General features: G+C 73.6%; 19 protein-coding genes, 1 tRNA gene and 1 pseudogene. 12 read left to right on the plus strand and 9 right to left on the minus strand.

Going from position 1 to position 26188, the window contains the following annotated elements; translation table 11 throughout:
• Complete coding sequence (locus DSM104299_RS26375) at positions 1-483, plus strand: hypothetical protein (protein ID WP_272474652.1); 483 nt, start codon at positions 1-3, stop codon at positions 481-483.
• A gap of 532 nt (positions 484-1015) precedes the next feature.
• Here DSM104299_RS26375 and DSM104299_RS26380 read toward each other — a convergent pair.
• The 4 genes from DSM104299_RS26380 to DSM104299_RS26395 all read right to left on the minus strand — a co-directional run bounded on the left by DSM104299_RS26380 (position 1016) and on the right by DSM104299_RS26395 (position 3196).
• The gene (locus DSM104299_RS26380) at positions 1016-2395 is read right to left on the minus strand and encodes a site-specific integrase (protein ID WP_272474653.1); all 1380 of its coding nucleotides are present in this window, start codon (positions 2393-2395) and stop codon (positions 1016-1018) included.
• Positions 2388-2561 carry a hypothetical protein gene (locus tag DSM104299_RS26385; protein WP_272474654.1) on the minus strand — a complete coding sequence of 58 codons (174 nt, stop codon included), beginning with the start codon at positions 2559-2561 and terminating at the stop codon, positions 2388-2390. The genes DSM104299_RS26380 and DSM104299_RS26385 overlap by 8 nt, the downstream gene beginning before the upstream one ends.
• Entirely contained in the window at positions 2558-2884 is a 327-nt protein-coding gene (locus tag DSM104299_RS26390; RefSeq protein WP_272474655.1) for a helix-turn-helix domain-containing protein, read from the minus strand. Before DSM104299_RS26390 ends, DSM104299_RS26385 begins: the two co-directional genes overlap by 4 nt.
• Positions 2885-3123: 239 nt before the next feature.
• A tRNA-Thr gene (locus DSM104299_RS26395) sits at positions 3124-3196 on the minus strand.
• Positions 3197-3542: 346 nt separating this feature from the next.
• Here DSM104299_RS26395 and DSM104299_RS26400 point away from each other — a divergent pair.
• Positions 3543-5129, plus strand: a pseudogene (locus DSM104299_RS26400) (HD domain-containing phosphohydrolase); the annotation flags it as partial.
• A 32-nt stretch (positions 5130-5161) separates the two neighbouring features.
• Here the strand turns inward: DSM104299_RS26400 and DSM104299_RS26405 are convergent.
• Positions 5162-6736 carry a DHA2 family efflux MFS transporter permease subunit gene (locus DSM104299_RS26405; protein WP_272474656.1) on the minus strand — a complete coding sequence of 525 codons (1575 nt, stop codon included), beginning with the start codon at positions 6734-6736 and terminating at the stop codon, positions 5162-5164.
• A gap of 3 nt (positions 6737-6739) precedes the next feature.
• On the minus strand, positions 6740-7210 hold the full coding sequence (locus DSM104299_RS26410; protein WP_272474657.1) for a MarR family winged helix-turn-helix transcriptional regulator: 471 nt from the start codon (positions 7208-7210) through the stop codon (positions 6740-6742).
• A gap of 92 nt (positions 7211-7302) precedes the next feature.
• Here DSM104299_RS26410 and DSM104299_RS26415 point away from each other — a divergent pair, with 92 nt between their 5' ends.
• A complete protein-coding gene (locus DSM104299_RS26415; protein ID WP_272474658.1) occupies positions 7303-7431 on the plus strand; it encodes a hypothetical protein in 129 nt (42 codons plus the stop codon).
• A gap of 68 nt (positions 7432-7499) precedes the next feature.
• Entirely contained in the window at positions 7500-8318 is an 819-nt protein-coding gene (locus DSM104299_RS26420; RefSeq protein WP_272474659.1) for an undecaprenyl-diphosphate phosphatase, read from the plus strand.
• Here the strand turns inward: DSM104299_RS26420 and DSM104299_RS26425 are convergent.
• The gene (locus DSM104299_RS26425; protein WP_272474660.1) at positions 8315-9433 is read right to left on the minus strand and encodes an AAA family ATPase; all 1119 of its coding nucleotides are present in this window, start codon (positions 9431-9433) and stop codon (positions 8315-8317) included. The two genes, DSM104299_RS26420 and DSM104299_RS26425, sit on opposite strands and share 4 nt — an antisense overlap.
• Positions 9434-9461: 28 nt before the next feature.
• Between DSM104299_RS26425 and tmk the strand changes: the two genes are divergently transcribed.
• Together tmk and DSM104299_RS26435 are read left to right on the plus strand one after the other, a co-directional pair.
• Positions 9462-10055: a dTMP kinase gene (gene tmk / locus DSM104299_RS26430; protein ID WP_272474661.1), complete on the plus strand. Its 594-nt coding sequence runs from the start codon at positions 9462-9464 to the stop codon at positions 10053-10055.
• Positions 10056-10108: 53 nt separating this feature from the next.
• On the plus strand, positions 10109-15664 hold the full coding sequence (locus DSM104299_RS26435; protein ID WP_272474662.1) for a coiled-coil domain-containing protein: 5556 nt from the start codon (positions 10109-10111) through the stop codon (positions 15662-15664).
• 14 nt (positions 15665-15678) lie between these two features.
• Here the strand turns inward: DSM104299_RS26435 and DSM104299_RS26440 are convergent, their stop codons facing one another.
• Positions 15679-16065: a hypothetical protein gene (locus tag DSM104299_RS26440; protein ID WP_272474663.1), complete on the minus strand. Its 387-nt coding sequence runs from the start codon at positions 16063-16065 to the stop codon at positions 15679-15681.
• A gap of 304 nt (positions 16066-16369) precedes the next feature.
• Between DSM104299_RS26440 and DSM104299_RS26445 the strand changes: the two genes are divergently transcribed.
• The 6 genes from DSM104299_RS26445 to DSM104299_RS26470 all read left to right on the plus strand — a co-directional run bounded on the left by DSM104299_RS26445 (position 16370) and on the right by DSM104299_RS26470 (position 23518).
• Positions 16370-19228: a vitamin B12-dependent ribonucleotide reductase gene (locus tag DSM104299_RS26445; protein ID WP_272474664.1), complete on the plus strand. Its 2859-nt coding sequence runs from the start codon at positions 16370-16372 to the stop codon at positions 19226-19228.
• A 248-nt stretch (positions 19229-19476) separates the two neighbouring features.
• Positions 19477-19767 carry a DUF4031 domain-containing protein gene (locus DSM104299_RS26450; protein WP_272474665.1) on the plus strand — a complete coding sequence of 97 codons (291 nt, stop codon included), beginning with the start codon at positions 19477-19479 and terminating at the stop codon, positions 19765-19767.
• A 204-nt stretch (positions 19768-19971) separates the two neighbouring features.
• Positions 19972-20889, plus strand: coding sequence for a formylglycine-generating enzyme family protein (locus DSM104299_RS26455; RefSeq protein ID WP_272474666.1), 918 nt, complete (start codon positions 19972-19974; stop codon positions 20887-20889).
• Positions 20890-20976: 87 nt separating this feature from the next.
• The gene (locus DSM104299_RS26460) at positions 20977-22635 is read left to right on the plus strand and encodes a DUF6909 family protein (RefSeq protein WP_272474667.1); all 1659 of its coding nucleotides are present in this window, start codon (positions 20977-20979) and stop codon (positions 22633-22635) included.
• A gap of 154 nt (positions 22636-22789) precedes the next feature.
• Complete coding sequence (locus DSM104299_RS26465) at positions 22790-23230, plus strand: hypothetical protein (RefSeq protein ID WP_272474668.1); 441 nt, start codon at positions 22790-22792, stop codon at positions 23228-23230.
• Between the two features lie 105 nt (positions 23231-23335).
• Positions 23336-23518, plus strand: a complete 183-nt coding sequence (locus tag DSM104299_RS26470; protein ID WP_489886061.1) for a DUF1059 domain-containing protein — start codon at positions 23336-23338, stop codon at positions 23516-23518.
• A 12-nt stretch (positions 23519-23530) separates the two neighbouring features.
• On the opposite strand, the gene ppc is transcribed toward DSM104299_RS26470, so the two are convergent.
• A complete protein-coding gene (gene ppc, locus DSM104299_RS26475; protein WP_272474670.1) occupies positions 23531-26140 on the minus strand; it encodes a phosphoenolpyruvate carboxylase in 2610 nt (869 codons plus the stop codon).
• Between the last annotated feature and the right edge of the window lie 48 nt (positions 26141-26188).

The following is a 26188-nucleotide window of genomic DNA, read 5'->3' on the forward strand; positions in this document are numbered from 1 at the left end:
ATGAGTCGGCAAGGCCTGGGGCAGCGCGTCCTGGCCACGTTGGCGATCGCGACGATCGCGACGATCTGCTGGTTGGCGGAGTCTCGCGCAGAGGCACGAAGCACGAACGCTGCCGAGGTCCGTGTGTCGGCGCGGCTCCACCTCGTCGGGGTAAGCGCGGCGGGCATCGTCCAGGCGGGCAAGGTCGCATCTGCGCAACTCGGCAACGGCACCATGACCGCCCGAAGCGCTACGACCCAGACCACCGGGCGGTACCGCACGACCACCCGCATCCGGTTCGGGTCGGGGACACTCACGCTGCGTGGCAGCAACCGAGTCGCTCCAGGACGTACCTCTCACCAGTACCACCTCGCGGGTACGGCCAAGATCGTCTCGGGAACGGGGCGCTTCGCCCACGCGACCGGGCAGATGATCGTGCGTGGTGACGGGCGCAACAACCTGAAGTGGCTGAACTTGCAACTCCGTGGAGCGATCCATCGCTAGCTGGCGCCCGCGGTCTGAACACGGGCGCCACACAGACAAGCGACTGGGAACCGCGTTTGGAGGCGCGGCACCGAGCGCTCGCGCGCCCTAGCGTTCACCCTGGGGACGTAGCGCTCCGCCGCCCGAGCGCGCGGGTGACGGCGGGCACGCAGTCGCGTCGCGTCCTGCCGCGAGACGCGAAGCGTGCCGGAATGGCGAACGGGTCGCGCCTGCCGGTGCATGGACTCGCACCACGAACTCGAGCCCGTCCCTGTCGTGGATAGCGGGCTTCGCGAGCGGCCGATGTCGATCAGCCAAACGGCGACGTTGCTCGACGTGTCGCAGGCTGACGTTGTGGACCTGGCGTGTCGGCGGAGCGCACCGCTCCCCGCGACGTACGACGACGGCGGCGCGATCGGCTTCTACCGGAGCGAGGTTGACTGTTGGGTGGTGGAGCAGGGCGCTTCCGCAAGCGCGATGTTGGATTGCTGCTGATACATCGGTGCCGTGCTGGGCACGGCTGTTCTGCGTGGCACTGCTGCGCGGCTTAGAACTAGGCGGCCACAAGGGAACGCACCTTCTCCGCTAGCTCGTCGTTGGTCAGGACCCCGAGGACGTTGAGGTTGACGAGACTGTCGAGGACACCGGCCGGGACAGCCGCAGGGGCCGGCGCGGTAGCCATAGGGGCCGACACATGCCCCGGCGTGTCTCGGATGTCGGCGCCGAGGTCGACGGCGATCCGCAACAGCGGTTCTGTGCCGTGCAGGTTGTGACGGGCCTGCTCGATCTCGGCCTGGACGTCGACCTGGCGGCCTCGGTACTCCGCAAGCTCGTGGGCATACGTGCGCGAGAGCTCGTTGAGCGAGTGGCCGAGGTGGGTCGCGATTTCCTGGTTGGAGAGGCGGCCCTCCTTGATGAGCAGCGAGGCGTTGAAGTGCCGCAGGTCGTATGGAGTGCATTCCCATCCGGCCGCGCGGGCGACCGGCTTGAACTTCCGCTTGACCCAGTTCTTGTAGTCGTCGTCCGACATCGCGCCGCCATCGGCGGCCGGGATGACGAAGTCGGAGTCGGCGGCGTATGGCGTGATGGCACGCCATGCCCGCAGATCGACCGCGAGGGCTTTTAGCAACTCCGCCGAGCGGCTTCGGTGGGTCTTAGTGTCGCTCGTGGACTCACCGTCGGGATCAGGCGTTTTCAGGATGACGAGCGTCGCCTCCCACACGTTGCACCACCGCAGACCCCGGACCTCACCAGGCCGGAGCCCGGCGTATGCCGCCAGCGAGATCCACATGGCGGTCATGGCGGAGTCCCACTGGCTGACGGCGAGAGCGCGCATGCGCTCCACGACCTCGACCTTGGGCGGCACGCGCCGTGGTCGCTTCTTGCGAACGGCTGGAGCCTCAACGGCCAGCGCCGTGTTGAAGTCCACCATGTTGCGACGCACACCGAACGCGAGGATCGATCCGAGGACGGCAAGCGCCAACTTGACCGTCGAGGCGCCAACGCCCTCGGCCAGCATCTCATCCTTGAGACGCTCAAGCTCCGATGTGGTGAGGTCGATCAGCACCAGCCCGTCAACGCGGTGCTTGAGGTGCCGGTCCCACGCGCCTTCGTAGTTGTCGCGCGTGCGTTGCTCCAGGCGGGTGAGCACATGCTGCTCCCACCACTTGGCCTTGGCGCCCCAGACGGTGGTTGTCGCACGGGACGTCGGTCCCTTCCGAAGCTGCTCGGCGCGCTCCTCCAGCTTGTCGCGAAACTCCTTGGCCTCGTCGACGTCGTCGAACTCCTCGCGCTGTCGCTCGCCCGTGTCGTCGATCCACCGCACGCGATAGGTGAGCAGCACCGACCCGTCGGCCCGCTTGCGCCGCCGGGCCTCGATGTTGCGCATCTCCGGATCGCGCTTACGCTTGGCCTTGACCGTGGGCTTAGCCATCGCTGTCAGCCGTCCGTTCGGTCAGCGCCTGCGTGCGGATCCGGAGGGCGTCCGCTTCGTCGCGCGCCGTCTCGGTATGGATGCGGCCGTCTGACCCGCGCCAGCGGGCGGCATAGCTCACCGCCGTCTCGTTGTCCTCGTCGTCAATTCGCGCCCACGCGGTCACGGGCGACTACCCCCGCGTCGCAGGCCTCCCGGGCGCGGGGCGCCTGCCAGACCGGCGCGCCGCCGATTGACCATGCGATCGAGCCCTTCGCGCACCTGCTGGCCGACGACGAACGAGGCGACCCACGCCTGGGCGTCGTCGCGGTGGACCGAGTACGGGCCGCCCGCGTCGAACTGAACGGCCCGCAAGCGCTTGGCCCGGATGTGCTGGCGCACGGTCTTGGGCGTGCGCCCGATGGTCGCGGCGACCTCGGCGACCGTCATGGTCTCCTTCGGCCACGGAAACTCCGGCAACTCCATCGTCGCCGTGCGGTTGGTGGTCATGCGCTCCTCCTTGCGGTCGATGCGCGCGACGGTGGCGTCGCGCGGGGTCGACAGCGAAGGACGCGGCGAGGCGGCGTCTCCGGCTCCAAGGCGCGGCGGGCGAGCGGCGCTCGGCGTACGTCGTGACCGGCGAGGAGGCGCGAAAGGAAGGCGCCGTGGCCCCGGCGTGGCCCCCGATCGGTGATCGGGCGCCACTACGGAACTGGTGGAAATCGTTGCCTTGCGGGGATTTCCAGAGGAGCCGACGCGGGGACTCGAACCCCGGACCCCTTCATTACGAGTGAAGTGCTCTACCAGCTGAGCTACGTCGGCGTGAGGCAACGGGATTGTAGGTCAGTAGCGCGGAGGATGGTCGGTGGGTTCTCGACCGGGGGGCGAAGTCGGTTTGGACCGGGTGGACCAACAGAAGGCGAGCGTGGTTGCCGACTTCCCCGGAGGCATGCCGATCAGGGGTACTTCGTCACGTCTTCTCAGCGCGTTCGCGGACATCGCGGCCGCGACCAGCGTCGAGGAGTGTGCGACGACCGTCCAGCGACGGGCGACGCACGTCTTCCCGGGGCTGCAGCCGCAGCTGAAGCTCGGAACCGGGCCGGACGGGCCGCCGGACCAGGTCTTCGCGCTCGTCGCGCGCGGGAAGACGGTCGGCCACCTCCAGGCCATGCGACCGGTGCCGCGCAGGCAGCGCCGGGCCCTCGCTACCTTCGCCGAGCATGCCGCGCTCGCGCTCGACAACCTCCTGACGCTGGCCGAGCACGACGCTCGCGCGCGGCGGGACCCGCTGACCGGGCTGCTCAACCACCGCGAGTTCCACGAGGCCCTCGACCGCCAGCTCGGCACGCCGACCGCGCCCTTCGCCGTCGTGCTCTTCGACCTCGACCGCTTCAAGGCCGTCAACGACATCGGCGGCCACGCCGCGGGCGACCGGACCCTCAGAGCGACGGCGGGCGCCGTCGCCGCCGCGTGCCGGACCTCCGACGCCGCCTTCCGCGTCGGCGGCGACGAGTTCGCCCTCATCCTCCCGCAGGCCGACGCCGAGCAGGCCGCCCGCATCGCCCGCCGCGCCGCCGACGCGATCGAGCGCGTGGCCCATCGCGACGGCGTCTCGTTCGGCATCGCCACCCACCCCCACGCCGGCACCACGCGCGACGCGCTCCTCTTCGCCGCCGACGCCGCGATGTACACCAACAAGGGTCGCAGCGGCCAAGCGCAGGCGCACGGCGCCACCACCCCCACCCAGCGCTCCCGCCTGGCCGTCGCCGCCCGCCTCGCCACCAAGCTCGCGCCCCTCGACGACCCCGACGCCATCGCGACCGTCACCGTCGACGAGCTCCACGAGGCCTTCGGCTTCTTCCTCGCGGTCATCCAGCGGCTCGACGCGCGGGACCAGACCCTGCGCGTCGTCGGCGCCGCCGGCCCGCTCGCCGACCACCCGGACTTCCTCGCCTACGAGCAACCCGTACAAGAAGGGGTCAACGGGCGCGTCGCGCGCACCGGCCAGCCCGCGGTGATCGCCGACACCACCACCGACCCGGACTACCTGCGCCGCGACCCGCGCTCGGACCCCGGCTCCGAGCTCAGCCTCCCGATCCTCGTCGACGGCCGCATCTGGGGCGTCCTGAACCTCGAGCAGCTCGCCACCCACGCCTGCGGCGACGACGACCTCCTGCTCGCCGACGCCGTCGCCGCCCAGGTCGGCGCGGCCCTGCACCGCGCGGAGCTCACCCAGGAGCTGGAGACGTCGTTCGCCACCACGCTCGGCATCCTCGCCGACGTCCTGGAGACCAAGGACGCCTACACGGCCGACCACGCCGACGAGGTCGCCGACCTCGCGCTGCGGACCGGCCGCGACCTCGGCCTGACCGACGCCGAGCTCCGCCCCTTGCGCTACTGCGCGCTCCTGCACGACATCGGCAAGATCGGCGTTCGCTCAGACCTCCTGAGCAAGCCCGGGAAGCTGACGCCCACCGAGTTCGACGAGATCAAGGAGCACTCCGCGATCGGCGCCGCGCTCCTGGAGCGCATCCCGCTCCTGACCGACGTCGCGCCGCTCGTCCGCGCCGTCCACGAGCGCTACGACGGCGCCGGCTACCCGGACGGCCTCAGCGGCGACGCCATCCCGCTCCCCGCGCGCATCGTCGCGGTCTGCGACGCACTGCATGCGATGACCTCAGACCGCCCCTACCGCCAGGCGCGGCCGCTGCCGACCGCGCTCACCGAGCTGCGCCGCTGCGCCGGCAGCCAGTTCGACCCGGACGTCGTCGCCGCCGTCGTCAGCGCTCAGGCCGCGACGGGCGTCGGCCGCGCGCTCGCGGCGTCCGCGACGCCCTCCGCCGCCGCCTCGGCGGCCGCCGCCAGCCGCGCGCGCCGCTCCTCGCGCATCAGCAGCAGCGCCGGGATCAACGCCAACAAGATGCCCACGAGCGACCACGTGTAGGCGTGGGCGAACGCCACGCCGAGGGGATCGACGAGCCGCTCGCGGACCGCGTTGGGCAGCGTCCCGCCGACCGCGCCGTCGCCTCCGCCGGGCACGCCCCGGCCACCGGTGGCGTCCGACACCTGCGACTGGAGCGAGTTCTCCAGGATCACGGTCAGCACCGCCACCCCCACCGAGCCGCCGACGCGCTGCAACACGTTCAACATCGGCGTCGCGCGCGGGACCTCGGCGGCGCTGTCGAGCGTCGCGTAGGCCGCGGCCATCGCCGGCATCATCGTCCCGCCGAGGCCGAGGCCCCGGACGAACAGCCCCACCATCAGGACCCAGTAGGCCGTGTCGCCGCCGATCGTCGCGTACGGGATCGTGCCCAAGGCCAACAACAACAGCCCGACGGGCACGACGCGGCCCGCGCCGATGCGATCGGTCAGCCGCCCGGCGACGTTCATCCCGAGCGCCGCGCCGAGGCCCTGCGGGGCCATCAGCAGCCCGGCGTGCAGCGGCGACTGGCCCCGCACCACCTGGTAGTAGAGCGGCAGCAGGATCATCGAGCCGAACAGCGCGCCGCCGATCAGCGTGGTCGTGGCCGCGGCGGCGCTGAACCCGCGTCCGCGGAAGAGCTTGACGTCGACCAGCGGGTGCTCGATGCGCAGCGCGCGCACGATGAACGTCGCGACCGCCGCGACGCCGACCACGATCGGCAGCCACGCCTCGGTGACCATCAGCGTCCGGTGCGTACCGACCTCGCTCAGGCCGAAGACGACCGCCGCGACGCCGGGCGAGAGCAGCAACAACCCCAACTTGTCCAGCGGCGGCGTGGCGTGGCCCGCCTCGGACGCCCGGCCGGCCGCGCGCCCCGTCGGCAGCAGCTTGTAGGCCAACACCAGGCCGACTGCGCCGACCGGGACGTTGACGTAGAAGATCCAGCGCCAGCTCAGGTTGTCCACCAACAACCCGCCGAGCACCGGGCCGATGACCGGCCCCAGCAGCATCGGGACGCCGACGACGCTCATCACGCGGCCCATCCGCTTGGGCCCCGCGGCCTGCGCGAGCGTGATCATCCCGATGGGCATGATCATGCCGCCGGCCAGGCCCTGCAGGACGCGGAACGCGATCAGCGAGTCCGCCGACCACGCGGCGCCGCACAGCGCGCTGGTCGCGACGAACCCCGCGACCGCGCCCATCCACACCTTCCGCGACCCGAAGCGCTCGGCCATCCACCCCGTCAGCGGGATCACGGCGCTCAACGCCAGCAGGTAGCCGGTGCTGACCCACTGGATCGTCGCGAGCGACACGTCGAGGTCGTCGCGCAGAGTCTGCAGCGCGACGTTGACGATCGTCGCGTCCAGGATGGACATGATGGCCCCGATCACGACGACGATCGCGATCGGTCGCAGGTCCTTGGGCAGGGATGAGCCCACGGGTCAGCTCCTCTCGAAGGCCGTGGCGAGGCGCGCCAGCACCTTGGCGGCGGCGCGACGCTCGCTCGGCGTCAGCAGGTCGAACATGGCGCGCCGTCGCGCGAGCATCTGCGCGCGACGCTCCAGCAGCACCTCGGTCCCCTCGGCCGTCAGCGCGATGCGCACCGCGCGGCCGTCCTCGGGATCGCGCGCGCGCGTGACGAAGCCGCGGCACTCCAGGCCGTCGACCATGCGCGTCGCCGTCGGCGCCGCGATCCCCACCAACCGTGCGAGCTCGCGCAGGCCGAGGCCGCCGGGCTCGCAGTCCAGCAGCGGGTGGAGCAGGTCGACCTGGGACGAGGTCAACGCCGCGCCGCCGGGCTCCGCGCGGGCGCGGGAGCGCTTGGCGGCCTTGACGAACGCGTCGAAGGCGCCGACGAGCTCGTCGAGCTCGGCGTCGGGCGTCGGGTCATGGGTTGGAGCGGACTGCGCCATGTCGTTAGCATGCTAACAGCATGTCGTTAGCGCCCTAACGATCCTGGCGCGAGTGCGGTCGCGAGGACACGCTGATCGCGGCGCGCGCCTGCGTGAAGCGCGGCCTGCTCAGCACCGGCTCCGCGGACTTCCACGGCCCCGACCACCCGCGCTTCAACGCGTTCCGCGCCTTCGACCTCCACGGCCTGGCGCCCAACCTCGGGAACCTGACCGCAACCTGACCACGACCCGGCACCTGGCCGGTCGGACGGCCGCTCGACCACTGCGGCGGCTACTGTGGCCCGCGCACATGGACGCATTCCAGGCCATCGTCCTGGGGATCGTTCAGGGCCTCACCGAGTTCCTGCCGATCTCCTCCACCGCGCACCTGCGCCTCGTCCCCGCGTTCGCCGGCTGGGACGATCCGGGCACCGCGTTCACCGCGGTCGTCCAGCTCGGCACGATGGCGGCCGTCCTGCTGTACTTCCGCCACGACCTGTGGAACATCGCGCGCGCGTGGCTGCGCTCGCTGCGCGACCCGTCGGTCCGCGGCACGCTCGACGTGCGCCTGGGCTGGTACCTGATCGTCGGCACGATCCCGATCTCGATCCTCGGCCTGCTGTTCAAGGACAAGATCGAGACCGACGCGCGCCAGCTCGTGCTGATCGGCATCGCGCTGATCGTGCTCGGCGTGGTCCTCGAGATCGCCGAGAAGGTCGGACGCAAGGAGCGCGAGATCGACTCGCTGACGATGCGCGACGGCGTCCTGATCGGCTGCGCGCAGGCCTGCGCGCTCGTGCCGGGCGTGTCGCGCAGCGGCTCGACGATCACCGCCGGCCTGTTCCTCGGCCTCACGCGCGAGGCCGCGGCGCGCTACTCGTTCCTGCTGTCGGTCCCGGCCGTCGTGCTGTCCGGGGTCTTCGAGCTGAAGGACGTCGGCCACGGCGGCGGCGCCGGCGCGGTCCCGACGATCATCGCCACCATCTTCGCGTTCATCGTCGGCTACGCGTCGATCGCCTGGTTGTTGAAGTACTTGACCCGTCACCCGGTGACGGTCTTCGTCGTCTACCGCGTGGTGCTCGGCGTCGTCGTCCTCGCGCTGGTCGCGACCGGCGCGCTGGACGCCTAGCCTCGGAGCGTCCGCTCCAGCTTGGAGGCCAGCGCCTCGAGCGCCAGCTCCTCGGACGGGTTGAGGATCTGCATCGTGCGCGCCTCCTCGACGAGGCCGACGGCGTCGCGCAGGCTGTTGCCGCTGGCCTGCGTCTCGTCGGCGTCGGCCTGGACCTGCTCGACGCGATCGACGTGGTGGACCAGCTCGGGGACGCCGTCCTTGACGACCGCGACGTCACGCAGCCACAGGCCGACGAGCTGGAGGCCGTGGTCGATCGTCGCGGCGTGGGCGCGACGGTGGGCGCGCTTGCCGGCGGTCTCGCCCTCGCGCTTGACGCGCCGGGCCTCGCGATCGGGCAGCAGCTCGGCGTCGGCGGCGATCTGCTCGGCGACGGCGGTCGCGGCGACGTCCCCGCGTGCGCGCGCGAGGTCCAGCAGCGCGACGTGCGGGCGCTCGGCCAGGCGGGCGTGCAGCGCGGCGCGGGCGTAGCGCTCGGCCGTGTCGCGCAGCGCCGGGCCCTGGGCGAGGGCGAGCGCGAGGGCGCGCTCGGCGTCGCCCAGCGCGAGGCGCGCGGCGGCGTCGGCGGTGAGCGGCGGGACGCCGTGCTTGGTCTGGAGGCGGTCGCTGAGCTCCTGCGGCGTCGCGGCCTCGAACCGGACGAGCTGGCAGCGGGAGCGGACCGTCTGCAGGATGTTGCCGAGCCGGTTGGTGAGCAGGACGAGGTGGGCGAACGGCGGCGGCTCTTCGAGCGTCTTGAGCAGCTTGTTGGCGGCCTGGTCGTTCATCGTGTCGGCACCCTCGATCACGAAGACGCGGCGCTGAGCCTCGAACGGCGTGCGCGACGCCGCGCCGATCACGGGCTCCTCGAGGTCGGCGACGAGCATCTCGGCAGCGCCGCTGGGACGGACCCAGGTGAGGTCGGGGTGGACGCCGTCGAGGACGCGGCGCTTGGCGTTGGCCGGGTCCTTGGCGCCCTCGGCCAGCAGCTCGGCGGCGAAGGCGCGGGCGGCGGCGCGCTTGCCCGCGCCGGCCGGCCCGTGGAACAGGTAGGCGTGCGACGGCGCGCCGGCCGGCGGGAGCGCCGCGCCGAGGATCGAGCGGGCGTGCGGGTGGCGATCGACGACCTCGAGCATGCGCGGGCCAGGGTACTGTCACGCGCGAGTGGGACGGCTGATCGCGATCGAGGGCATCGACGGGGCGGGCAAGACCACGCTCGCCCGCGGGCTGGTGGAGGCCATGCCCGAGTTGGTGGTGTTGCGCGAGCCGGGCGGCGCGGAGGTCTCCGAGCGGATCCGCGCGCTGGTCGCCGACCCGGCGCTGGACGTCGACCCGCGCGCCGAGGCGCTGCTGTTCGCCGCGGCGCGGGCGCAGCTGGTGGCCGAGGTCGTCCGGCCGCTGCTGGCGGACGACCGCTGGGTCGTGCTGGACCGGTACGTGGACTCGTCGCTGGCCTACCAGGGTGCGGGACGCGAGTTGGGCGTCGACGCGGTCGCGGCGATCAACGCGTTCGGGACGGGCGGGCTGGTGGCGGATCTGACGCTGTACGTGCGCGTGGAGCCGGCGGTGGGGGCGGCGCGGCTGCGCGGTGGGCTGGACCGGATCGAGCAGGCGGGCGCGGCGTTCTTCGCCGCCGCGGTGGCGGCCTACGACGCGCTGGCGGCCGCCGCGCCCGAGCGCTACGTGGTGCTGGACGGCTCCGGCGCGCCGGAAACCGTGCTTTTGCAGGCCTTGACGGCGCTGAAGCGCCTGCAATAGCCGACCTTCCGGCTACGATCGGCGAGCGACGCCGGGTTTCGCTCGCGCCTCTCATGACTCCGCGCTTCGAGGTTCAGTCCTTCGAGCAGGTCCCCGCTGGTCCCGGCACGGTGCTGCTGCGGATCGCGGGTCGCTGGGTGGCCCCGTCCCGGGAGCGCCTCGCGGCGCCGCTGCTGCTGCTCGACGACGGGCGCCGGATCCACCGCCTGTCGCCGCTGCCGGGGCCCGACGACGTCGCGCCGATGGTCGGGCCGGAGGGCTTCGAGTGGCGCGCGGCGTTCAGCGCGCCGGCGGAGGTCGTGAGCGAGGCGCGGGTCGCGTACGCCCTGCAGACGGGGCGCGGGCAGATCACCGATCTCCCGCGGCCGTCGGGGCGGCGGGGAGCGCGGGCGGCGCCGGTTGCGCCGGTTGCGCCCGTCGCGCCCGTCGCGCCCGTCGCGCCCGAGCCCGAAGACCCGGCGCCCGATCGCGGGCGCGCCGGGTTCCGCCGGCGCGGCGCCCGGCCGGCCGAGGCGCCGCCGTCCGTCCTGGACGTCGGCCAGCTCGCGCGTGCGTCGGACCTCTCTGCCGTGCACGAGCGGCTGGCCGAGGAGCGCGCCGCGCGCGAGGACGCCGAGCGCCGGGCGGCCGAGGCGCACGCGATCGCCCAGCAGGCGGCCAACGAGACAGCGCGCGCGGCGAACATCGCGGCGCGCGCCGAGGCCGCGCGCGTCGGGGCCGTCGACGCGCTGACCGAGGAGCGCGTCCGGGCCAGCGAGCGCGCCGCCGCCGAGGAGGAGCGGGCGCGCGAGCACCGCGACCGGGCGACGCGCGCGGCGGACCAGGCCCGCCAGGCGGTCGAGGTCGCCCACGAGGCGCGGCGGGCGCTCGAAGAGCGCGAGGGCGAGGTCGGGGCGCTGCGCGAGCAGGCCGAGCGGGCGTCGCGCGCGGCGCGGGCGGCCGAGGCCCGGCTGTCGGCGGTCGAGGACGCGCGGTCGGTCGCGGAGGCGCGGGCGACCGAGTTGTCGTCCTTGCGCGAGCGGTTCGAGGTCCTGGAGGGCGAGCGCGAGAACGCGACGCTGACGGCGGGCGCGGCGCAGCGGCGCGCCGAGCAGGCCGAGCAGCGGATCCGCGGGCTCGAGCAGAAGCTGAGCGAGACCGAGGCGCTGGCGCGGCGGGCCGAGGCGGCCGCGCGGCGCGCCGACGACCTGACGACGCGCGTGCGCGAGGAGCGCGCGGCGCGGCGCGCGGCGGAGTCCGAGGCGCAGCGGGCGCTGCGCGAGAACGCGGACGAGGCGTCGCAGCGGGCGGCGCTGCTCGGCTCCGAGCTGCGCGAGGCGCAGCGGCGGATCGACGCCGAGGCCGTCGCGCGGCGCGACGCCGAGGCGCGGGCCCACGCGGCGACGTCCGAGCTGTCGGAGCTGCGCGTCGCCGCGGCCGAGGCGAGCGAGCGCGCCGGGCTGGCCGAGCAGGCGACCGCAGGGCTCGCGCGGCTGGAGGCCCAGCTGGCGGCGGCGAAAGCGCGGGCGAGCGAGGCCGACGCGCTGGAGGAGCGGGTTCGCGTCGTCGAGGACGAGCGCGACGCGCACGCGGGCGATGTTGATGTCCTTCGCGATCGGCTGGGCGCGACCGAGTCCGAGGGAGAGCAGCTGCGGGCGTCGGTGGCGTCAGCGCAGGCGGCGGCCGAGGGCGCCGAGCAGGCGCTCAAGGCGGAGTCCGACGACCTGCGCAACTGGCTGGCCGACGCCGAGCAGCGGGCCGGGCAGGCGGCGGCCGACGCGGCGGCGCTGCGGGACCGGCTGGCGGCGGCCGAGGAGGAGGCGTCCGCGAGCGCCGCGGCGCTGCGGGCGCGCGTGGCCGAAGCCGAACGCGACGCGGCCGCCGAGGCCGACGCGCTGCGCGACCGGGTGGCGAGCGTCGAGACGGCCGGCGAGGCGCGGGCCGCGGAGCTGCGCGAGCGCCTGGTCGAGGTCCAGCGCGACGCCGAGGCGCGCGTCGCCCAGGCCGAAGAGCGACTCGATGGTGTCGAGCGCGAGGCCGCGACGGACGTCGCACGGCTGCAGCGCGCGTTGGAGGCCGCGGATGCGCGGGCGGAGTCCGAGACCGAGGCGCTGCGCGCCCAGCTGGCCGAGGTCGGGGACGCGGCGCGGGGTGAGGCCGCGGCGCTGCGGGACCGGCTGCAGGAGGCCGACGCGGCGGCGGCCGCGGAGGCCGACGCGCTGCGCAAGCGCCTGGAGGACGCCGAGGCCGCGGCGACGGTCGTCGTCGAAGAGCTGCAGGACGAGCTGGACCGGGCGCGCGCGGTCGAGGCGCGGTCGCGGGACGAGGTGGCCGCGCAGCGCGCGGAGTCCGAGGCCCGGCAGGCGGCGGTGGAGGCGGCGGCCGAGGCGCGCGTCGAGGCGGCGGAGCAGGCGGGGCGCCAGCGGGTCGAGGCCGCCGAGTCGGCGGCCCGGGTGGCCGAGGCCGACCTGCGTGCGGAGGCGGCGTCGCGAGTCGACGCGGCGGAGTCGGCGCGGGCACGGGCCGAGGAGGCGGCGTCGGAGGCCGAGGAGCGCGCGGTCGCGGCCGCGGCGGCCCGGCTGGCCGAGGTCTCGGCGGAGGCCGAGGCGGCGCGAGCCGAGCTGGCGGTCGCGGTCGAGCGCGCCGAGCTGGAGAGCGCGGAGGCCGTCGCGCGGGCGCGGCGCGAGGCCGACGACCGGGTGGACGGCGCCCGGCGCGAGGCGGCCGCGGAGGTCGAGGCCGCGCGCGCGGAGTCGGCGGAGCGGGTCGCGGCCGCCGAGCGCTCCTTGGCCGCGGCGCAGGCCGAGGCCGCCGACGGGGTGGCCGTCGCCGAGCGCGCCGCCGAGCAGGCCCAATCGGAGATCACGACCGCGATCCGCCGCGCCGAGGCCAACGCCTTCGACCGCGTGTCCGCCGCCGAGCGCGACGCCGAGTCGGCCCGCGAGGAGCTGGGCCGGGCCGAAGCGACCGCCCACCGCGACCTCTCCGCCGCCATCGAGCAGACCCGTGCCCAGGCCGACCACGAGATCGCAGCGCTCCGGTCCCAGTTCACCCAGGCGGCCGAGGCCGCCGCCGCGGAAGCCGAGACCCTCCGCACGCAGCTCCGCGCCGAGGCGGCCGCCCGCATCGGCGCCGCCGAGCGCGAGACCGAGGCCGTCCGCGCGCGGCTCGCCGCCGAAGCCGAAGCCGCAGAGGCCGACGCCGACGAGCGCGTCGCCGCGGCACAGCGCGACACCGAGAGCCTGCGCGCGCAGCTCACCGAGCGCATCGCCGCCGCCGAGGCCGAGACCGAGAACCTCCGCGCGGAGCTCACCGCCGCGGCCGAAGCAACACGAGCCGACGCGGCCGAAACCGACGCCCTCCGCGCCCAACTCACCGCCGCCCAGGCAGCACAAGCCGACGCGGCCGAGCGCGTCGCCGCCGCCGAGGCCGAGACCGAAGAGCTCCGGACCCAGCTCACCGCCGCGGCCGAAGCCGCACAAGGCGACGCCGCCGAACGCATCGCCGCCGCCGAAGCCGAGACCGACAACCTCCGGACCCAGCTCACCGCCGCGACCCACGCGGCACAAGCCGACGCGGCCGAACGCATCACCGCCGCCGAAGCCGAAACCGAGAACCTCCGCGCCCAACTCGAGGCGCGCGTCGCGGAGATCTCCGAGCGGGCCGAGCGCGAGGTCGCCGCCGCGACCGCCGAGCTCGAGCAGGCCCGCGCCGATGCGCGTGCCGCGCGCGATGAGGCGACCGCGGAGGCCGAGGCTGCGGGCGCCGAGGTCGAGCGCGCGCGGACCGAAGCGCAGGTCGACGCCGACGAGCGCGTCGCGGCGGCCCGCGCCGACGCCGAGGCCCGGGTCTCCGCGCTCGAAGACGACCTCGACCGTGAGCGCTCGGCCGCCGACGAACGCCTCGCCGCGCTCGAGGTCGACGCCGACCACCGCCTCGCCACCGCTCAGGCCGCCGCCGCGGAGCGCACCCGCACCGCCGAAGGCCGTCTCGTCGCAGTCACCGCGCAGCTCACCGCAGCGACGACCGGTGCCGATGAGCGCATCTCATCGCTCGAAGCTGCGCACGCCGAGGCCGAGAACCGCGCCTCCGCCCTCCAGACCGCCCTCGACGCGGCGGCCGCCCAGTCCGACGCGCGCACCACCGAACTGCGCTCCCAGCTCGACGCGGCCCGGGCCGAGGCCGACGAGCGCGACGCCGGGCTGCGCGCCGAGCTCGACGCCGCACGCGCCGAAGCGGAGAGCCACCGCGCCGCGCACGCCGCTCTGCAGGACGCGCTCGACACCGCCCAGGAACGTGTCTCCGTCGACCAGGCCGACCGCGACGACCGGATCGCCGCCCTCGAAGCTGCCCGGGCTGAGGCCGATGAGCGCGCCTCAGCGCTCGAAACCGCCCGGGCCGACGCCGACACGCGCGTCGCCTCGCTCCGGACCGCGCTCGAAACCGCCCGGGCCGACGCCGACACGCGCGTCGCCTCGCTCCAGACCGCGCTCGACGCCGCGCAGGCCGACGCTGAGCGCCACCTCGCCGCACACGCCGCCCTCCAGGCCGCACGCGACGACGCCGACACCCGCGTCGCCTCACTCCAGTCCGCGCTTGACGCCGCCCAGGAGCGCCTCTCCGCCGAGCAGGCCGACCGCGGCGAGCGCGCCGCCGCGCTCGAAGCCGCCCGCGCCGACGCCGAGTCCCGCCTCGCCGCCACCGAGGCCGCCGGCGCCGACCGGGTCGCCTCCCTCGAGTCCGCCCTCGCCGCCGCGACCGCCGACACCGACGACCTCATCACCACCCTCCAAACCGCCCGCGCCCAAGCCGAAGACCGCGCCACCGCCCTCGAAGCCACCCTCGCCGACACCGACGACCGCATCACCACCCTCGAGGCCGCCCGCGCCCAAGCCGAGGACCGCGCAGCCTCGCTCGAGTCCGCGCTCGCCGCCGCGACCGCCGACACCGACGACCGCATCACCACCCTCCAAACCGCCCGCGCCCAAGCCGAAGACCGCGCCACCGCCCTCGAAGCCGCCCGCGCCGAGGCCGACGACGACCGCGCCACCCTCGCGGCCCGCCTCACCGCCGCCCTCGCCGAGGTCGACCAGACCCGCGCCGAGGCCGAGGCCGCCGTCGCTCGCGCAGAGCAGCGAGCGCAGGAGCGCGGAGAGGACGCCGTCCAGGTCCAGCTCGCCGCCGTGCGGGCCGCCGCCGCGCAGGACGTCCAGGACGCCGAGGCCCGCGCCGCGTCCGCCGCTGCCAACGCCGAGGCGCTGCGCGCCCGCGTCACCGATCTCGAAGAGCAGGTCCTCCAGGTCGACCCGAACGCGATCGCCGACCTCCAGCGCGCCCTCGCCGAGGCGCGGGAGCGGGAAGCCGAGCTCGCCAACCAGCTCGACGCCGCCTACGCCGCCGGCACCGAGCGCGAGGCCGAGCTCGACGAGCTCCGCTCCGCCGTCCCGCGCACACCCCTCCACGAGGCCGACGACGACGACCTCGCCGCCGACCACGAGCCCGATGACCACGACCCGCTCTTCGGCTCCGACGCCCGCCGCGAGCGCCTCGTCATGCTCGCCCTCCTGTTCCTCGCGATCGTCACCGGCGTGGCGATCGTGACCGGCGGCTTCACCGACGTCCTGCGCTGACGCGCCCTCCTTGGCTAGCCTGTGCCGCCGATGCGCTGCCGCTTCGCAACGGTCGGGCTCGCGTGCGCCGCGCTCGCGGTCGCCGTGCCCACACCCCTCGCGCAGGCCCAGGACGCCACGTCGGCGAGCCCCAGCAGCACCACCAACAAGGGGACGACCTCGGCGGCGCCCGGCTCGTCGGTCCTGCCGGGCTCGACCACGGCCCCGGCGTCGACCACCGCGCCGTCGACCACGACGCCGCCCTCCACCGCGACGATCCAGTCGACCGCCGTCCCGCAGACCGCGACGCCGCCGACCGACGCCACGCCGGCCTCGACCGCGGCCCCCGCGGGCGGCGTTCCGGGCCAGCCCGGTCCGTCCTCGGACGACTCGAGCACCGCCATCGTCCTCGTGGCGATCATTGGCGCGCTGCTGCTCGCGGCGGCCCTCGCGATCGCCGCCGCGCGCTGGTGGGCGTACGAGCCGCCATGGTGGATCCGCTGGCGTCACGCGACCGCCGAAGCGGGCTGGCGGACCTCTGCCGCATGGGCGGAGTTCCGCGACTGGGTGCGCCTAGGACGCTGAAGCACGGCGCCTACACTTGAAGTTCTCCGCAGATAGCGGGGACGACCCCTTTTTCCGTCCGGCCCACGCGCCACCCTGCTCGACCCCCACCAAGGTTTTCGAGTTGCCGCGGGCCGGCGGCGAGGAAGGATCAAGAGGCGTATGGACACAGCACCACAGACCGCTTTCGCGACGGACATCCAGCCCGGTCGCGCGCTCACGATCGAGCGCTATTTCACGACCGCGGGCACCGCTCCTTTCGACAGCGTGGAGTGGGAGCTCCGCACCGCGGCGGTCGGCAAGTTCCGCCAGGACGACGTCGAGTTCCCGAAGACGTGGTCGCAGAACGCGACCAACATCGTCGCGCAGAAGTACTTCCGCGGCCAGATGGACTCGCCCGCGCGCGAGCGCTCCGTCAAGCAGATGATCGGCCGCGTCTCGGGCACGATCGCCGACTGGGGCCGCCAGCGCGGCTACTTCGCGACCGCCGAGGACGGCGACGCGTTCCAGGACGAGCTCACCTACATCTTGCTGCACCAGCTGGCGGCGTTCAACTCGCCGGTCTGGTTCAACGTCGGCTTCGAAGAGCAGCCGCAGTGCTCGGCCTGCTTCATCCTGAGCGTCGAGGACACGATGGACTCGATCCTCGACTGGAACACGCGCGAGGGTCGCATCTTCCGCGGCGGTTCCGGCTCGGGCATCAACCTGTCCAACATCCGCGGCTCGATGGAGCCGCTGTCCAAGGGCGGCACGGCCTCCGGCCCGGTGTCCTTCATGCGCGGCGCCGACTCGTGGGCCGGCACCATCAAGTCGGGCGGCAAGACGCGCCGCGCGGCCAAGATGGTGGTCCTCGACGTCGACCACCCGGACATCGTCGAGTTCATCGAGTGCAAGGCCAAGGAGGAGGACAAGGCCGAGGCGCTGCGCAACGCGGGCTTCGACATGTCCATCGACGGCGACGGCTTCAAGTCGATCCAGTACCAGAACGCCAACAACTCGGTCCGCGTCACCGACGAGTTCATGAACGCCGCCGAGGCCGACGGCGAGTGGCGCACGCTGGCCCGCTCCAACGGCAAGCCGGTCGGCGAGCCGCTGCGCGCGCGTGAGGTCATGCGCAAGATCGGCGAGGCCGCCTGGCGCTGCGCCGACCCGGGCGTCCAGTACGACACCATCATCAACGAGTGGCACACCTGCCCGGTGTCGGGCCGCATCAACGCGTCGAACCCGTGCTCGGAGTACATGCACGTCGACGACTCGGCCTGCAACCTGGCGTCGCTCAACCTCATGAAGTTCCGCCGCGTCGACGGCACGTTCGACGTCGAGCGCTTCGAGAAGGCCGTCGACGTCGTCTTCCTCGCGCAGGAGATCGTGGTCGGGCCGTCGAGCTACCCGACCGAGGAGATCGGCGTCAACGCCCGCGCGTTCCGCCAGCTCGGCATGGGCTACGCCAACCTCGGCGCGTACCTGATGTCCAACGGCATGCCGTACGACTCGGAGTCCGGCCGCGCGACGGCCGCCGCGATCACGGCGCTGATGACCGGCCGCGCATACCTGCAGTCGGCGAAGGTCGCCGCGGCGATCGGCCCGTACGAGCGCTACGCCGAGAACCGCGAGCCGCACAACGCGGTCATGCGCATGCACCGCGACGCCACGGCGCACATCCCGGTCGGCATCGGCCGCGACGACGCGCTGCTGTCCGCTGCCCGCGAGGTGTGGGACGAGGCGGTCGAGGTCGGCGAGGCCCACGGTTACCGCAACGCGCAGGCGACGGTGCTCGCTCCGACCGGCACGATCTCGTTCCTGATGGACTGCGACACGACGGGCGTCGAGCCCGACTTCTCGCTCGTCAAGTACAAGGAGCTCGTCGGCGGCGGGTCGATGACGATCGTCAACCGCACGGTCGGCCTCGCGCTGGAGACGCTCGGCTACGCGCCGACCGCGATCGACCAGATCGTCGCGCACATCGACCAGTACGGCACGATCGTCGAGGCGCCCGGCATCAAGGACGAGCACCTTGAGGTGTTCGACGTCGCCGTCGGCTCCCGCGCGATCAGCCACATGGGCCACATCAAGATGATGGGCGCCGTGCAGCCGTTCATCTCGGGTGCGATCTCCAAGACGGTGAACATGCCGAGCACGGCGACGGTCGAGGACATCGTCGACGCGTACACGCAGGCGTGGCACCTCGGCGTCAAGGCGCTGGCGATCTACCGCGACGGGTCCAAGACCGCGCAGGCGCTGCGCACGGACGCCCAGACGGAGCAGGCCGCACCGGCCCTCGACTCCGCCGAGTTCGAGGCGGCCGTGAAGGCCGAGGTCGCCAAGCAGATCGGCGAGCTCGGGCCGCAGCGTCGCAAGATGCCGCGCGAGCGTCAGTCGATCACGCACAAGTTCAGCCTGGGTGGCCACGAGGGCTACATCACGGCGGGCATGTACGAGGACGGCACGGTCGGCGAGATCTTCATCACCGACGTCGGCAAGGAGGGCTCGACCCTCCGCGGCATGATGAACTCGTACGCGACCGCGATCTCGATCGCGCTCCAGTACGGCGTGCCGCTCGAGACGCTCGTCTCGAAGTTCGCCTACATGCGCTTCGAGCCGGAAGGGATCACCCAGAACCCGGAGATCCCGTTCGCGAAGTCGATGCCGGACTACATGATGCGCTGGCTCGCCTCCCGCTTCCTGGACGCCGAGATCCAGGAGGAGCTCGGGATCCTGACGCAGGAGGTCCGCGCCAAGAAGCTCGCCGAGGAGACCGGGATGTCGATCTCGTCGGACACGGCGGGCCCGGCGACGCCGGCACCGCGCGTGACGCCGACGAACGGCAACGGCACGGCGACGCCCAAGGCGTCGGCGCCGCAGCCGCCGACCTCGGCGCTCACCGACACGCCGCCGGTGCGCCCGGCGCGCCTCGTCGGCCTCGATCTCGGCCCCGCGTGCAGCAACTGCGGAGGCATGATGCAGCGGACCGGCTCGTGCTACACGTGCTCGTCCTGCGGCAACAACACTGGCTGCGGCTGAGCCGCGCCTGGGGGCGGGTCACCCACCCGACTCAGCCTTCGGCGCCGGCCCGCGCCGAAGCTCTTCGAAGGGGCGCCTCCGGGCGCCCCTTCGTCGTTCCGGGATGGAGTGGTTCTCGCGGCGCGCTGCCGGGTAAGTGGCTCGTCGCCCCGGCGCCCGTGCCGTCTCAGCCAGCCGCGTCTGGATCGCCTGAGCCGGCCGTCCGCGCGCCGTTGGCACAATGGACGGATGCCGGTGAACGCGCGCTGATGGCCGTCTACGTCGATGACGCGTTCGTCCACGCCGACTGGGGCCGCTGGACCGGCGGCGGCCACCTCCAGGCCGACAGCACCAAGGAGCTGCACGCGTTCGCCGACGCCTTGGGGCTCAGGCGCGAGTGGTTCCAGTCGCGGCCGGGCCGCCCCGACCGCGACCACTACGACCTGCACCGCGCCGGCCGCGACGCCGCGATACTGGCCGGCGCGATCCCGGAGACGGCGCGCGAAGGCGTCGTCCGCCGCCGCGCGCTGCGACCCCAGCGCGACCGCGCGCGCGGCTGATCGCGGGCGTCCTCCACGACCGGGCGCTGCGCCCGCAGCGCGATAGCGCGCCACCGCGCGGGCGCCTGATCGCGACCGCGCGCCGACCCGGGACCGGGCGCCAGGCGACCCGCACCCCGGACCCCCACACCGCCCCGCCCGCCGCCCGGCTCACCCGGTTCGGGTGGTGCCAGCGGCGGCGCCGCGAGCCTAGGATCGGTGGCGATGGGACACGACCACGACGGTGGGTGCTGCGCGCCGCGGGGCAACGGCGAGTCGGCGCGCCCCGGCGCGTCCACGGCCATCGCCGACGACGCGGCACGTTCGGCCGCCCGCGCGACGCTCGTCGCGGTCCCCGCCGGCGCGTTCCTGATGGGCAACGAGGATCGCCACGCCCGACCGGGCGACGGCGAAGGCCCGGTCCGCTCGATCGAGCTCAACGCCTACAACATCGACGCCTACGCGGTCACCACCACGCGGTTCGCGGCGTTCGTCGAAGCCACCGGCCACCGGACGACCGCCGAGCAGGAGGGCTGGTCGTTCGTCTTCGGCGGGTTCCTGCCCGACGACTTCCCGCCGACGCGCGGCGTCGCCCAGGCGCCCTGGTGGCGACAGGTCTTCGGTGCCGACTGGGCCCATCCGGAGGGACCGCAGTCACACCTCGAGGGCCGCGCGGACCATCCGGTCGTCCACGTCTCCCGCCACGACGCCGAGGCCTACTGCGCCTGGGCCGGCGTCCGGCTGCCGACCGAGCCCGAGTGGGAGCGCGCGGCCCGCGGCGGCCTCGAGCAGGCCCGCTATGCCTGGGGTGACGAGCTCGAGCCCGGCGGCGAGCACCGCGCCAACATCTGGCAGGGCACGTTCCCCAACAACAACACCGGCGCCGACGGCTGGCTCGGCACCTGCCCCGTCGACACCTTCGCGCCCAACGGCCTCGGCCTCTTCAACACCGCCGGCAACGCCTGGGAGTGGACCTCCGGCTCCTTCTCCGCGGGCGGCCTCGACAACCTCGTCCCGATGCGCGGCGGCTCCCATCTCTGCCACGTGTCCTACTGCGACCGCTACCGCGTCGCCGCGCGGACAGCGAACACCCCGGACGCCTCGTCGGGCCACTTGGGGTTCCGGGTCGCGGCCGACACCTAGCCGCCACGTTCCAAGCGCGGCGCCGCTGACGCGCGCGAAGGCCGCCGTGCGCGCCGCGGCCGCCGCGTGCGGTATACCCGCACGCCAATGCCCTCCGACGTTGAGCTGTACCAGCGGACCTACTCGACCCTCCTGCGCTCCCGTGGTGAGACCAAGCTGCGGATCCTCGAGTCGTCGCACATCGCGATCGAGTCGTCGTTGCATCCGCTGGCCGGCGCGGAGGATCTGGACCTCGGGGCCTTCCTGTACGCGACGCAGCGGCTGCCCGCGACGATCTACCAGGGCCGGCTCATCGTCATGGGCCAGGAGGCTGAGCAGTTCGCGGCCGTCAACCTGCCGCTCAACGACTGGCCGACGAAGGAGGCGCCCGCGCGGCGGCGCCAGTGGCACGAGGGCCCGGACGGGATCTGGGGCGTCCTGCTGTCCTCGACGTCGGACGTCGACGACCTGATCCCGACGCTCGTCGCCTACCAGATCGAGTGGAACAAGCTGCGTCGCAAGCTCAACGCGATCGGCTGGCCCAAGCCGCAGGGCCTGCCCGGCGCCGCTGAGTGCTCACGCGTCCTCGGCGGTTCGACCGAGGACTGGGAGCGCCTCCAGGAGGCCTGGGGCACCGCGTTCGCGCGTCGCCTCGGCGAGGTCGCCGCGACCGACCTCTCGCTGCGCATCCGGATGCTCGGCGGCTCGCAGGTGTCCTACGCGCGCCTCACCCGCCGCTGGTGGACACCCGTCCGCCACAACCTCGAGCAGGCCGGCATCGGGCGCGACGCCCCCATCTACTTCGTCTCGTCCAACACCCACTCCTTGGTCAACCTCCTGTCCGGCGACGCCCGCTCGCGCGAGTCGGCGCTGGTCGAGTGGGTCGAGCGCGCCGGCGCGTCGGACCTGCGCGAGGAGCTGGCCGCCTTCCGCCAGCAGCGCACCGCCGGCTCGTGGAACAACTTCCTGTACTTCCTCGCCCGCGAGCAGGCGGTCTCCGAGCCCGGGCCCCAGACGCGCCGCTACGCCGAGCAGGCGCGCGGGATCCTGCACCTCAACTCGGAGTCGGGCCTGCGCGTCGCCGCGCAGGTCATGCCCATCGACAAGCTCGACCCCACGGCGCTGGACGACCGCCTCGGCGACCTGGACGCCGACGCGCTGGCCAACTCCAAGGCCACCATCATCAACATCGACTACCCGCTCGGGCTCGCGGCCTACAACATCCTCTCCGAGATCTCCGCCGACCGCGACACACTCAAGGGCGTCTACGTCCTGGGCAAGGCCGCGACGCTGAACGCCGACGTCGGCGACGTGATGATCTCCAACACCATCTACGACGAGCACAGCGGCACGACCTACTGGCTCGACAACGCCTTCGACTTCGACGACATCGCGCCGTACCTGCGCTTCGGCTCCGGGCTCGACAACCAGCGCGCGGTCACCGTCCGCTCCACCTTCCTGCAGAACCGGTCCTACCTGGACCGCTACTACCGCGAGGCCTACACGGTGGTCGAGATGGAGGCCGGGCCCTACTGCGACGCGGTCTACGAGCTGGCCGAGCCGGACCGCTACCCGACCGATGGGCAGGTCAACTTCTCCAAGCTCCCGATCGACTTCGGGATCGTCCACTACGCCTCGGACACGCCGTTCACGCAGGCCCGCACGCTCGGCGCGCGCGGCATGTCCTACTACGGCATGGACTCGACCTACGCGACGTCGATCGCGATCCTCAGACGCATCTTCACGCTCGAGGGCGCGCTCACCTAGCACCGCGGCTGCGGCCCTCCGCGCAGGACCGCGAACGTCGCTCCGAAGACGCTCCCCTGCAGGGCTCATGACCTGCTGTCCGTTGGTCGATAACCGGGGCACAACGCAAAACGGCACCCGGTCGTCCTTCCGGCCCGCTAGCGTCTTCTACGTCATGGTCAACGCCGAGCTCCGCACGCTCCACGCCGCAGACGGGACACCCGTCTGCAATGTGTCGTTCGACCTGTCCGCCGCGCAGCTCCATGCGGCGGCCCGGGCGGCGGAGGCCGTCCGGCTCGAGCGCCACCGCCATCAGGCCCTGAGCACCGACGACGTGCTCGCCCTGCGCGAGCTCACCGGCCTCAGCGACGAGCTGCACCTGCTCGCCGAGCACGGCGCCAACGCGACCGTCGTCCTGACGCTCGCGCGCTTCGTCGCGCTGCACGACGCGCTCACCGAGTGGGTCCACGCCGCCGAGGACCGCGGCTGGATGCGCGAGGAGGATCAGGAGATCCACCCGCTCGTCGCGGCGCTGATCGACCCGATGGCCTCCTTGCGCGCCGACGCGCTGCAGGCGGTCCTGGGCGCGACGTCGCCCCACGCGGCCGACGCCTAGGCACGATCCGAAGACCCCTTGCCGCCGGGCCCGGCCCGGCGTAGCGTCGGACGCCAGGGAGGCGCCTTCCGACCTGGAAGGAGGCCCGCGATGGGCCGCATGTACATGGATTGCCGGGACATGCCGAGTGAGAGCGGCTGCGACCTGGCGATGGCCGGCAGCGAGGACCACCTCCTCAAGGCCGCCGTCACCCACGCCGTGACCGCCCACGGCCACGAGGACACCCCGGAGCTGCGCGAGATGATCCGCGGCGCCATGAAGGAGGAGGTCCCGGGCGCGCTCGCCTGAGCGCGGCGACGCTCAGCCCGTGTTGCGCAGGCCGAACGCGATCCCGGTCACGGTCCCCAGCAGGGGCTGACGGTCGGCGGTCGCGCCGGCCCGCGTGCGCTCCAGCAGCTCGACCTGGAGGTGCGACAGCGGATCGACCCACGGGTCGCGATGCGCGAGCCGGTCCTGCAGCTGCGGCGCGCCCGCGAGCAGCCGATCGTTCCCGGTGATCGCGAGGACCGACGCCTTGACCTTGTCGTGCTCGGCGGCGATCTGCGGCCAGAAGTGGTCACGCAGCTCGGGGTCGACGAGGCGCAGGTAGCGCTCGGCGACGCCCAGGTCGGTCTTGAACAGCGCCATCTCGAGCGTCGAGATCAGCGATGCGAAGAACGGCCAGTCCGCGTGCATCGCGCGGTAGCGGTCCAGTTCGCCCTCGGCCAGCGCCGAGCCCGCGCCGTACCAGGACGGCAGCAGGATCCGGTTCTGCGTCCAGGCGAAGACCCACGGGATCGCGCGCAGCGACTCGATCGACCCGTCGCCCCCGCGCGACGGCGGCCGCGAGCCGATGTTGAGGTCGGCGAGCGCGTCGATCGGCGTGACCTGGAAGAAGAAGCGCGCGAAGTCCGGGTCGTCGTAGACCAGCGCGCGGTAGACCTCGCGCGAGCGGCGCGCGAGCCGGTCGATGTCGGCGCGCCAGTCGTCGGGCGCGGCGGGGCGCGCGACGTTGGACGCCAGCAGCACCGCGCTGAGCGTCTGCTCCAGCGAGCGCTCGGCCAGCTCGGGATGCCCGTAGCGGGCGCTGATCGTCTCGCCCTGCTCGGTGATCCGGATGCGCCCGCGCAGCGAGCCGGTCGGCTGGGCGACGATCGCGCGGTACATCGGCCCGCCGCCGCGCGACGTCGAGCCGCCGCGGCCGTGGAACAGCTCCAGCTCGATGCCGAGCTCCGCCGCCTGGCGCGAGAGCGCGAGCTGGGCGCCGCGCAGCGCCCATTGCGACGCGATGAAGGACCCGTCCTTGCCCGAGTCCGAGTACCCCAACATGACGATCTGGCGGTCGCCCTGCTCCTCCAGCAGCCGCCGGTACGCGGCGCTGCCGTAGAGCGAGGCCATGGTCTCGGGCGCCCGCTCGAGGTCGTCGAGCGTCTCGAACAGCGGCACGAACCGCAGATCGAGCGCGGCGCCGGCGCGCTGGGCCAGCCAGCGCGCGCCGAGCACGTGCGACGGCTTCTCGGTCATCGACACGATCAGGCAGCGGACGACCTCCGGACCGTAGGCCTCGGACGCGAGCGCGGCGGCGTCGAGCGCGGCGACGAGCTCGCCCGCCGTGCCCGCCGGACGCCGCTGCAGCCCTACGCGACCCGCGACGATCGCGTCGGCCAGCAGCGCCTGGCGCTCCTCCTCGGGCGCGGCGGCGTAGCCGGGCAGCAGCGCCTCGACCGCGGCGTCGACGACGTTGGCGTTCTGGCGCAGGTCCAGGCCCGCGAGGTGGAAGCCGAAGATGTCGACCTGGCGCAGCAGCCGGCGCAGCGAGCCGTGCGCGACGTGCCCGGAGTGCAGCGATCCGACGACCAGCTCGAGGTCGGCGCGCAGCTGGCCCGGCCCGTCGTAGCCGACCTCGCCGCGGCCGTCGAGCATGTTGATGAGGCGCCGCTCGATGAACCCCAACTTGGTCCGCAGCGGCTCCCACTCGTGATGGGGCCGGCGCAGGACGCGGGCGCTCGGCATGTCGGCGGCGTCGCGCTCCAGCGACGCCGCCAGCTCCGCGCTGAGCGGCACGTGGCGCTCGGAGTGGCTGAAGCGCCGGGCCAGCCGCGCGACGCGGTCGCGCAGCAGCCGGATCGCGGCGCGCCGGTGCAGCTCGATCGTCTGGGTGACGGTGTCGGCGCCGACCTCCGGGTGGCCGTCCATGTCACCGCCCGGCCAGGAGGCGAACTCCAGCACGGGCTCCGGGCGATCGCCGTCGGGCAACGGGCTGTCCAACGCGCGCTCCAGCTCGTCGAGCGTGCGCGGGACCGCGTCGTAGAGCACGGACTCGAAGACGTACAACGTGCGCCGGACCTCGTCCTCGACGTGCGGCCGGGCGCGGCGGACCTCGTCGGTCTGCCACCAGATCGTCAGGACCTCGCGCAGCTCGTCGAGCAGCGTGCGCCGGCGCGAGATCCCGGTCCGCGGGTCCTCGACGCGGTCCAGCAGCTCGGTGATCGCCCACTGGTGGTCCAGGACCGAGCGGCGCGCGGCCTCGGTCGGGTGGGCGGTGAGGACGAGCTCGACGTGCAGGTCGCGGAGCGCCTGCGCCGGATCGACATGGTGGTCTTCGAGCAGGCCGGCGGTCTGGGTCAGCGACTCGCGCTGCGTCGTGCCCTCGGCGTCGTAGGCGCGCCGGCGGCGCAGGCGCTCGCGCTCCTCGGCGATGTTCGCCAGCTGCAGCTGCAGCGAGCAGGCGCGGATGATCGGCTCCAGATCGCCCTCGGCCAGCTCGTGCAGGCGCGTGAAGAGCGCGCCGCCGGCGCTGTCGTCGCCCTCGCGGACGCGCGCGGCCGTCGCGTGCAGCCACTGGACGGTGTCGGCGAACTCCGCACCGCACTGCTCGGTGAGCACGTCGTGGACGAGGCCCTCGAGGAGCTCGACGTCGGAGGCTTCCATAGGCGCCCCACGCTAGCCCGGCCAACGCGGCGTTCGTAGGGACCGACG

Source organism: Baekduia alba, assembly GCF_028416635.1.
In the GTDB taxonomy this organism is placed as follows: domain Bacteria; phylum Actinomycetota; class Thermoleophilia; order Solirubrobacterales; family Solirubrobacteraceae; genus Baekduia; species Baekduia alba.

Bases quoted from the DNA above. Each gene is read 5' to 3' on its own strand.
- DSM104299_RS26375 (WP_272474652.1), top strand. From the start codon at position 1: ATGAGTCGGCAAGGCCTGGGGCAGCGCGTCCTGGCCACGTTGGCGATC.
- DSM104299_RS26380 (WP_272474653.1), bottom strand. From the start codon at position 2,395: ATGGCTAAGCCCACGGTCAAGGCCAAGCGTAAGCGCGATCCGGAGATG.
- DSM104299_RS26390 (WP_272474655.1), bottom strand. From the start codon at position 2,884: ATGACCACCAACCGCACGGCGACGATGGAGTTGCCGGAGTTTCCGTGG.
- DSM104299_RS26410 (WP_272474657.1), bottom strand. From the start codon at position 7,210: ATGGCGCAGTCCGCTCCAACCCATGACCCGACGCCCGACGCCGAGCTC.
- DSM104299_RS26420 (WP_272474659.1), top strand. From the start codon at position 7,500: ATGGACGCATTCCAGGCCATCGTCCTGGGGATCGTTCAGGGCCTCACC.
- DSM104299_RS26425 (WP_272474660.1), bottom strand. From the start codon at position 9,433: ATGCTCGAGGTCGTCGATCGCCACCCGCACGCCCGCTCGATCCTCGGC.
- DSM104299_RS26435 (WP_272474662.1), top strand. From the start codon at position 10,109: ATGACTCCGCGCTTCGAGGTTCAGTCCTTCGAGCAGGTCCCCGCTGGT.
- DSM104299_RS26440 (WP_272474663.1), bottom strand. From the start codon at position 16,065: ATGATCGCCACGAGGACGATGGCGGTGCTCGAGTCGTCCGAGGACGGA.
- DSM104299_RS26445 (WP_272474664.1), top strand. From the start codon at position 16,370: ATGGACACAGCACCACAGACCGCTTTCGCGACGGACATCCAGCCCGGT.
- DSM104299_RS26450 (WP_272474665.1), top strand. From the start codon at position 19,477: ATGGCCGTCTACGTCGATGACGCGTTCGTCCACGCCGACTGGGGCCGC.
- DSM104299_RS26455 (WP_272474666.1), top strand. From the start codon at position 19,972: ATGGGACACGACCACGACGGTGGGTGCTGCGCGCCGCGGGGCAACGGC.
- DSM104299_RS26460 (WP_272474667.1), top strand. From the start codon at position 20,977: ATGCCCTCCGACGTTGAGCTGTACCAGCGGACCTACTCGACCCTCCTG.
- DSM104299_RS26465 (WP_272474668.1), top strand. From the start codon at position 22,790: ATGGTCAACGCCGAGCTCCGCACGCTCCACGCCGCAGACGGGACACCC.
- DSM104299_RS26470 (WP_489886061.1), top strand. From the start codon at position 23,336: ATGGATTGCCGGGACATGCCGAGTGAGAGCGGCTGCGACCTGGCGATG.
- ppc (WP_272474670.1), bottom strand. From the start codon at position 26,140: ATGGAAGCCTCCGACGTCGAGCTCCTCGAGGGCCTCGTCCACGACGTG.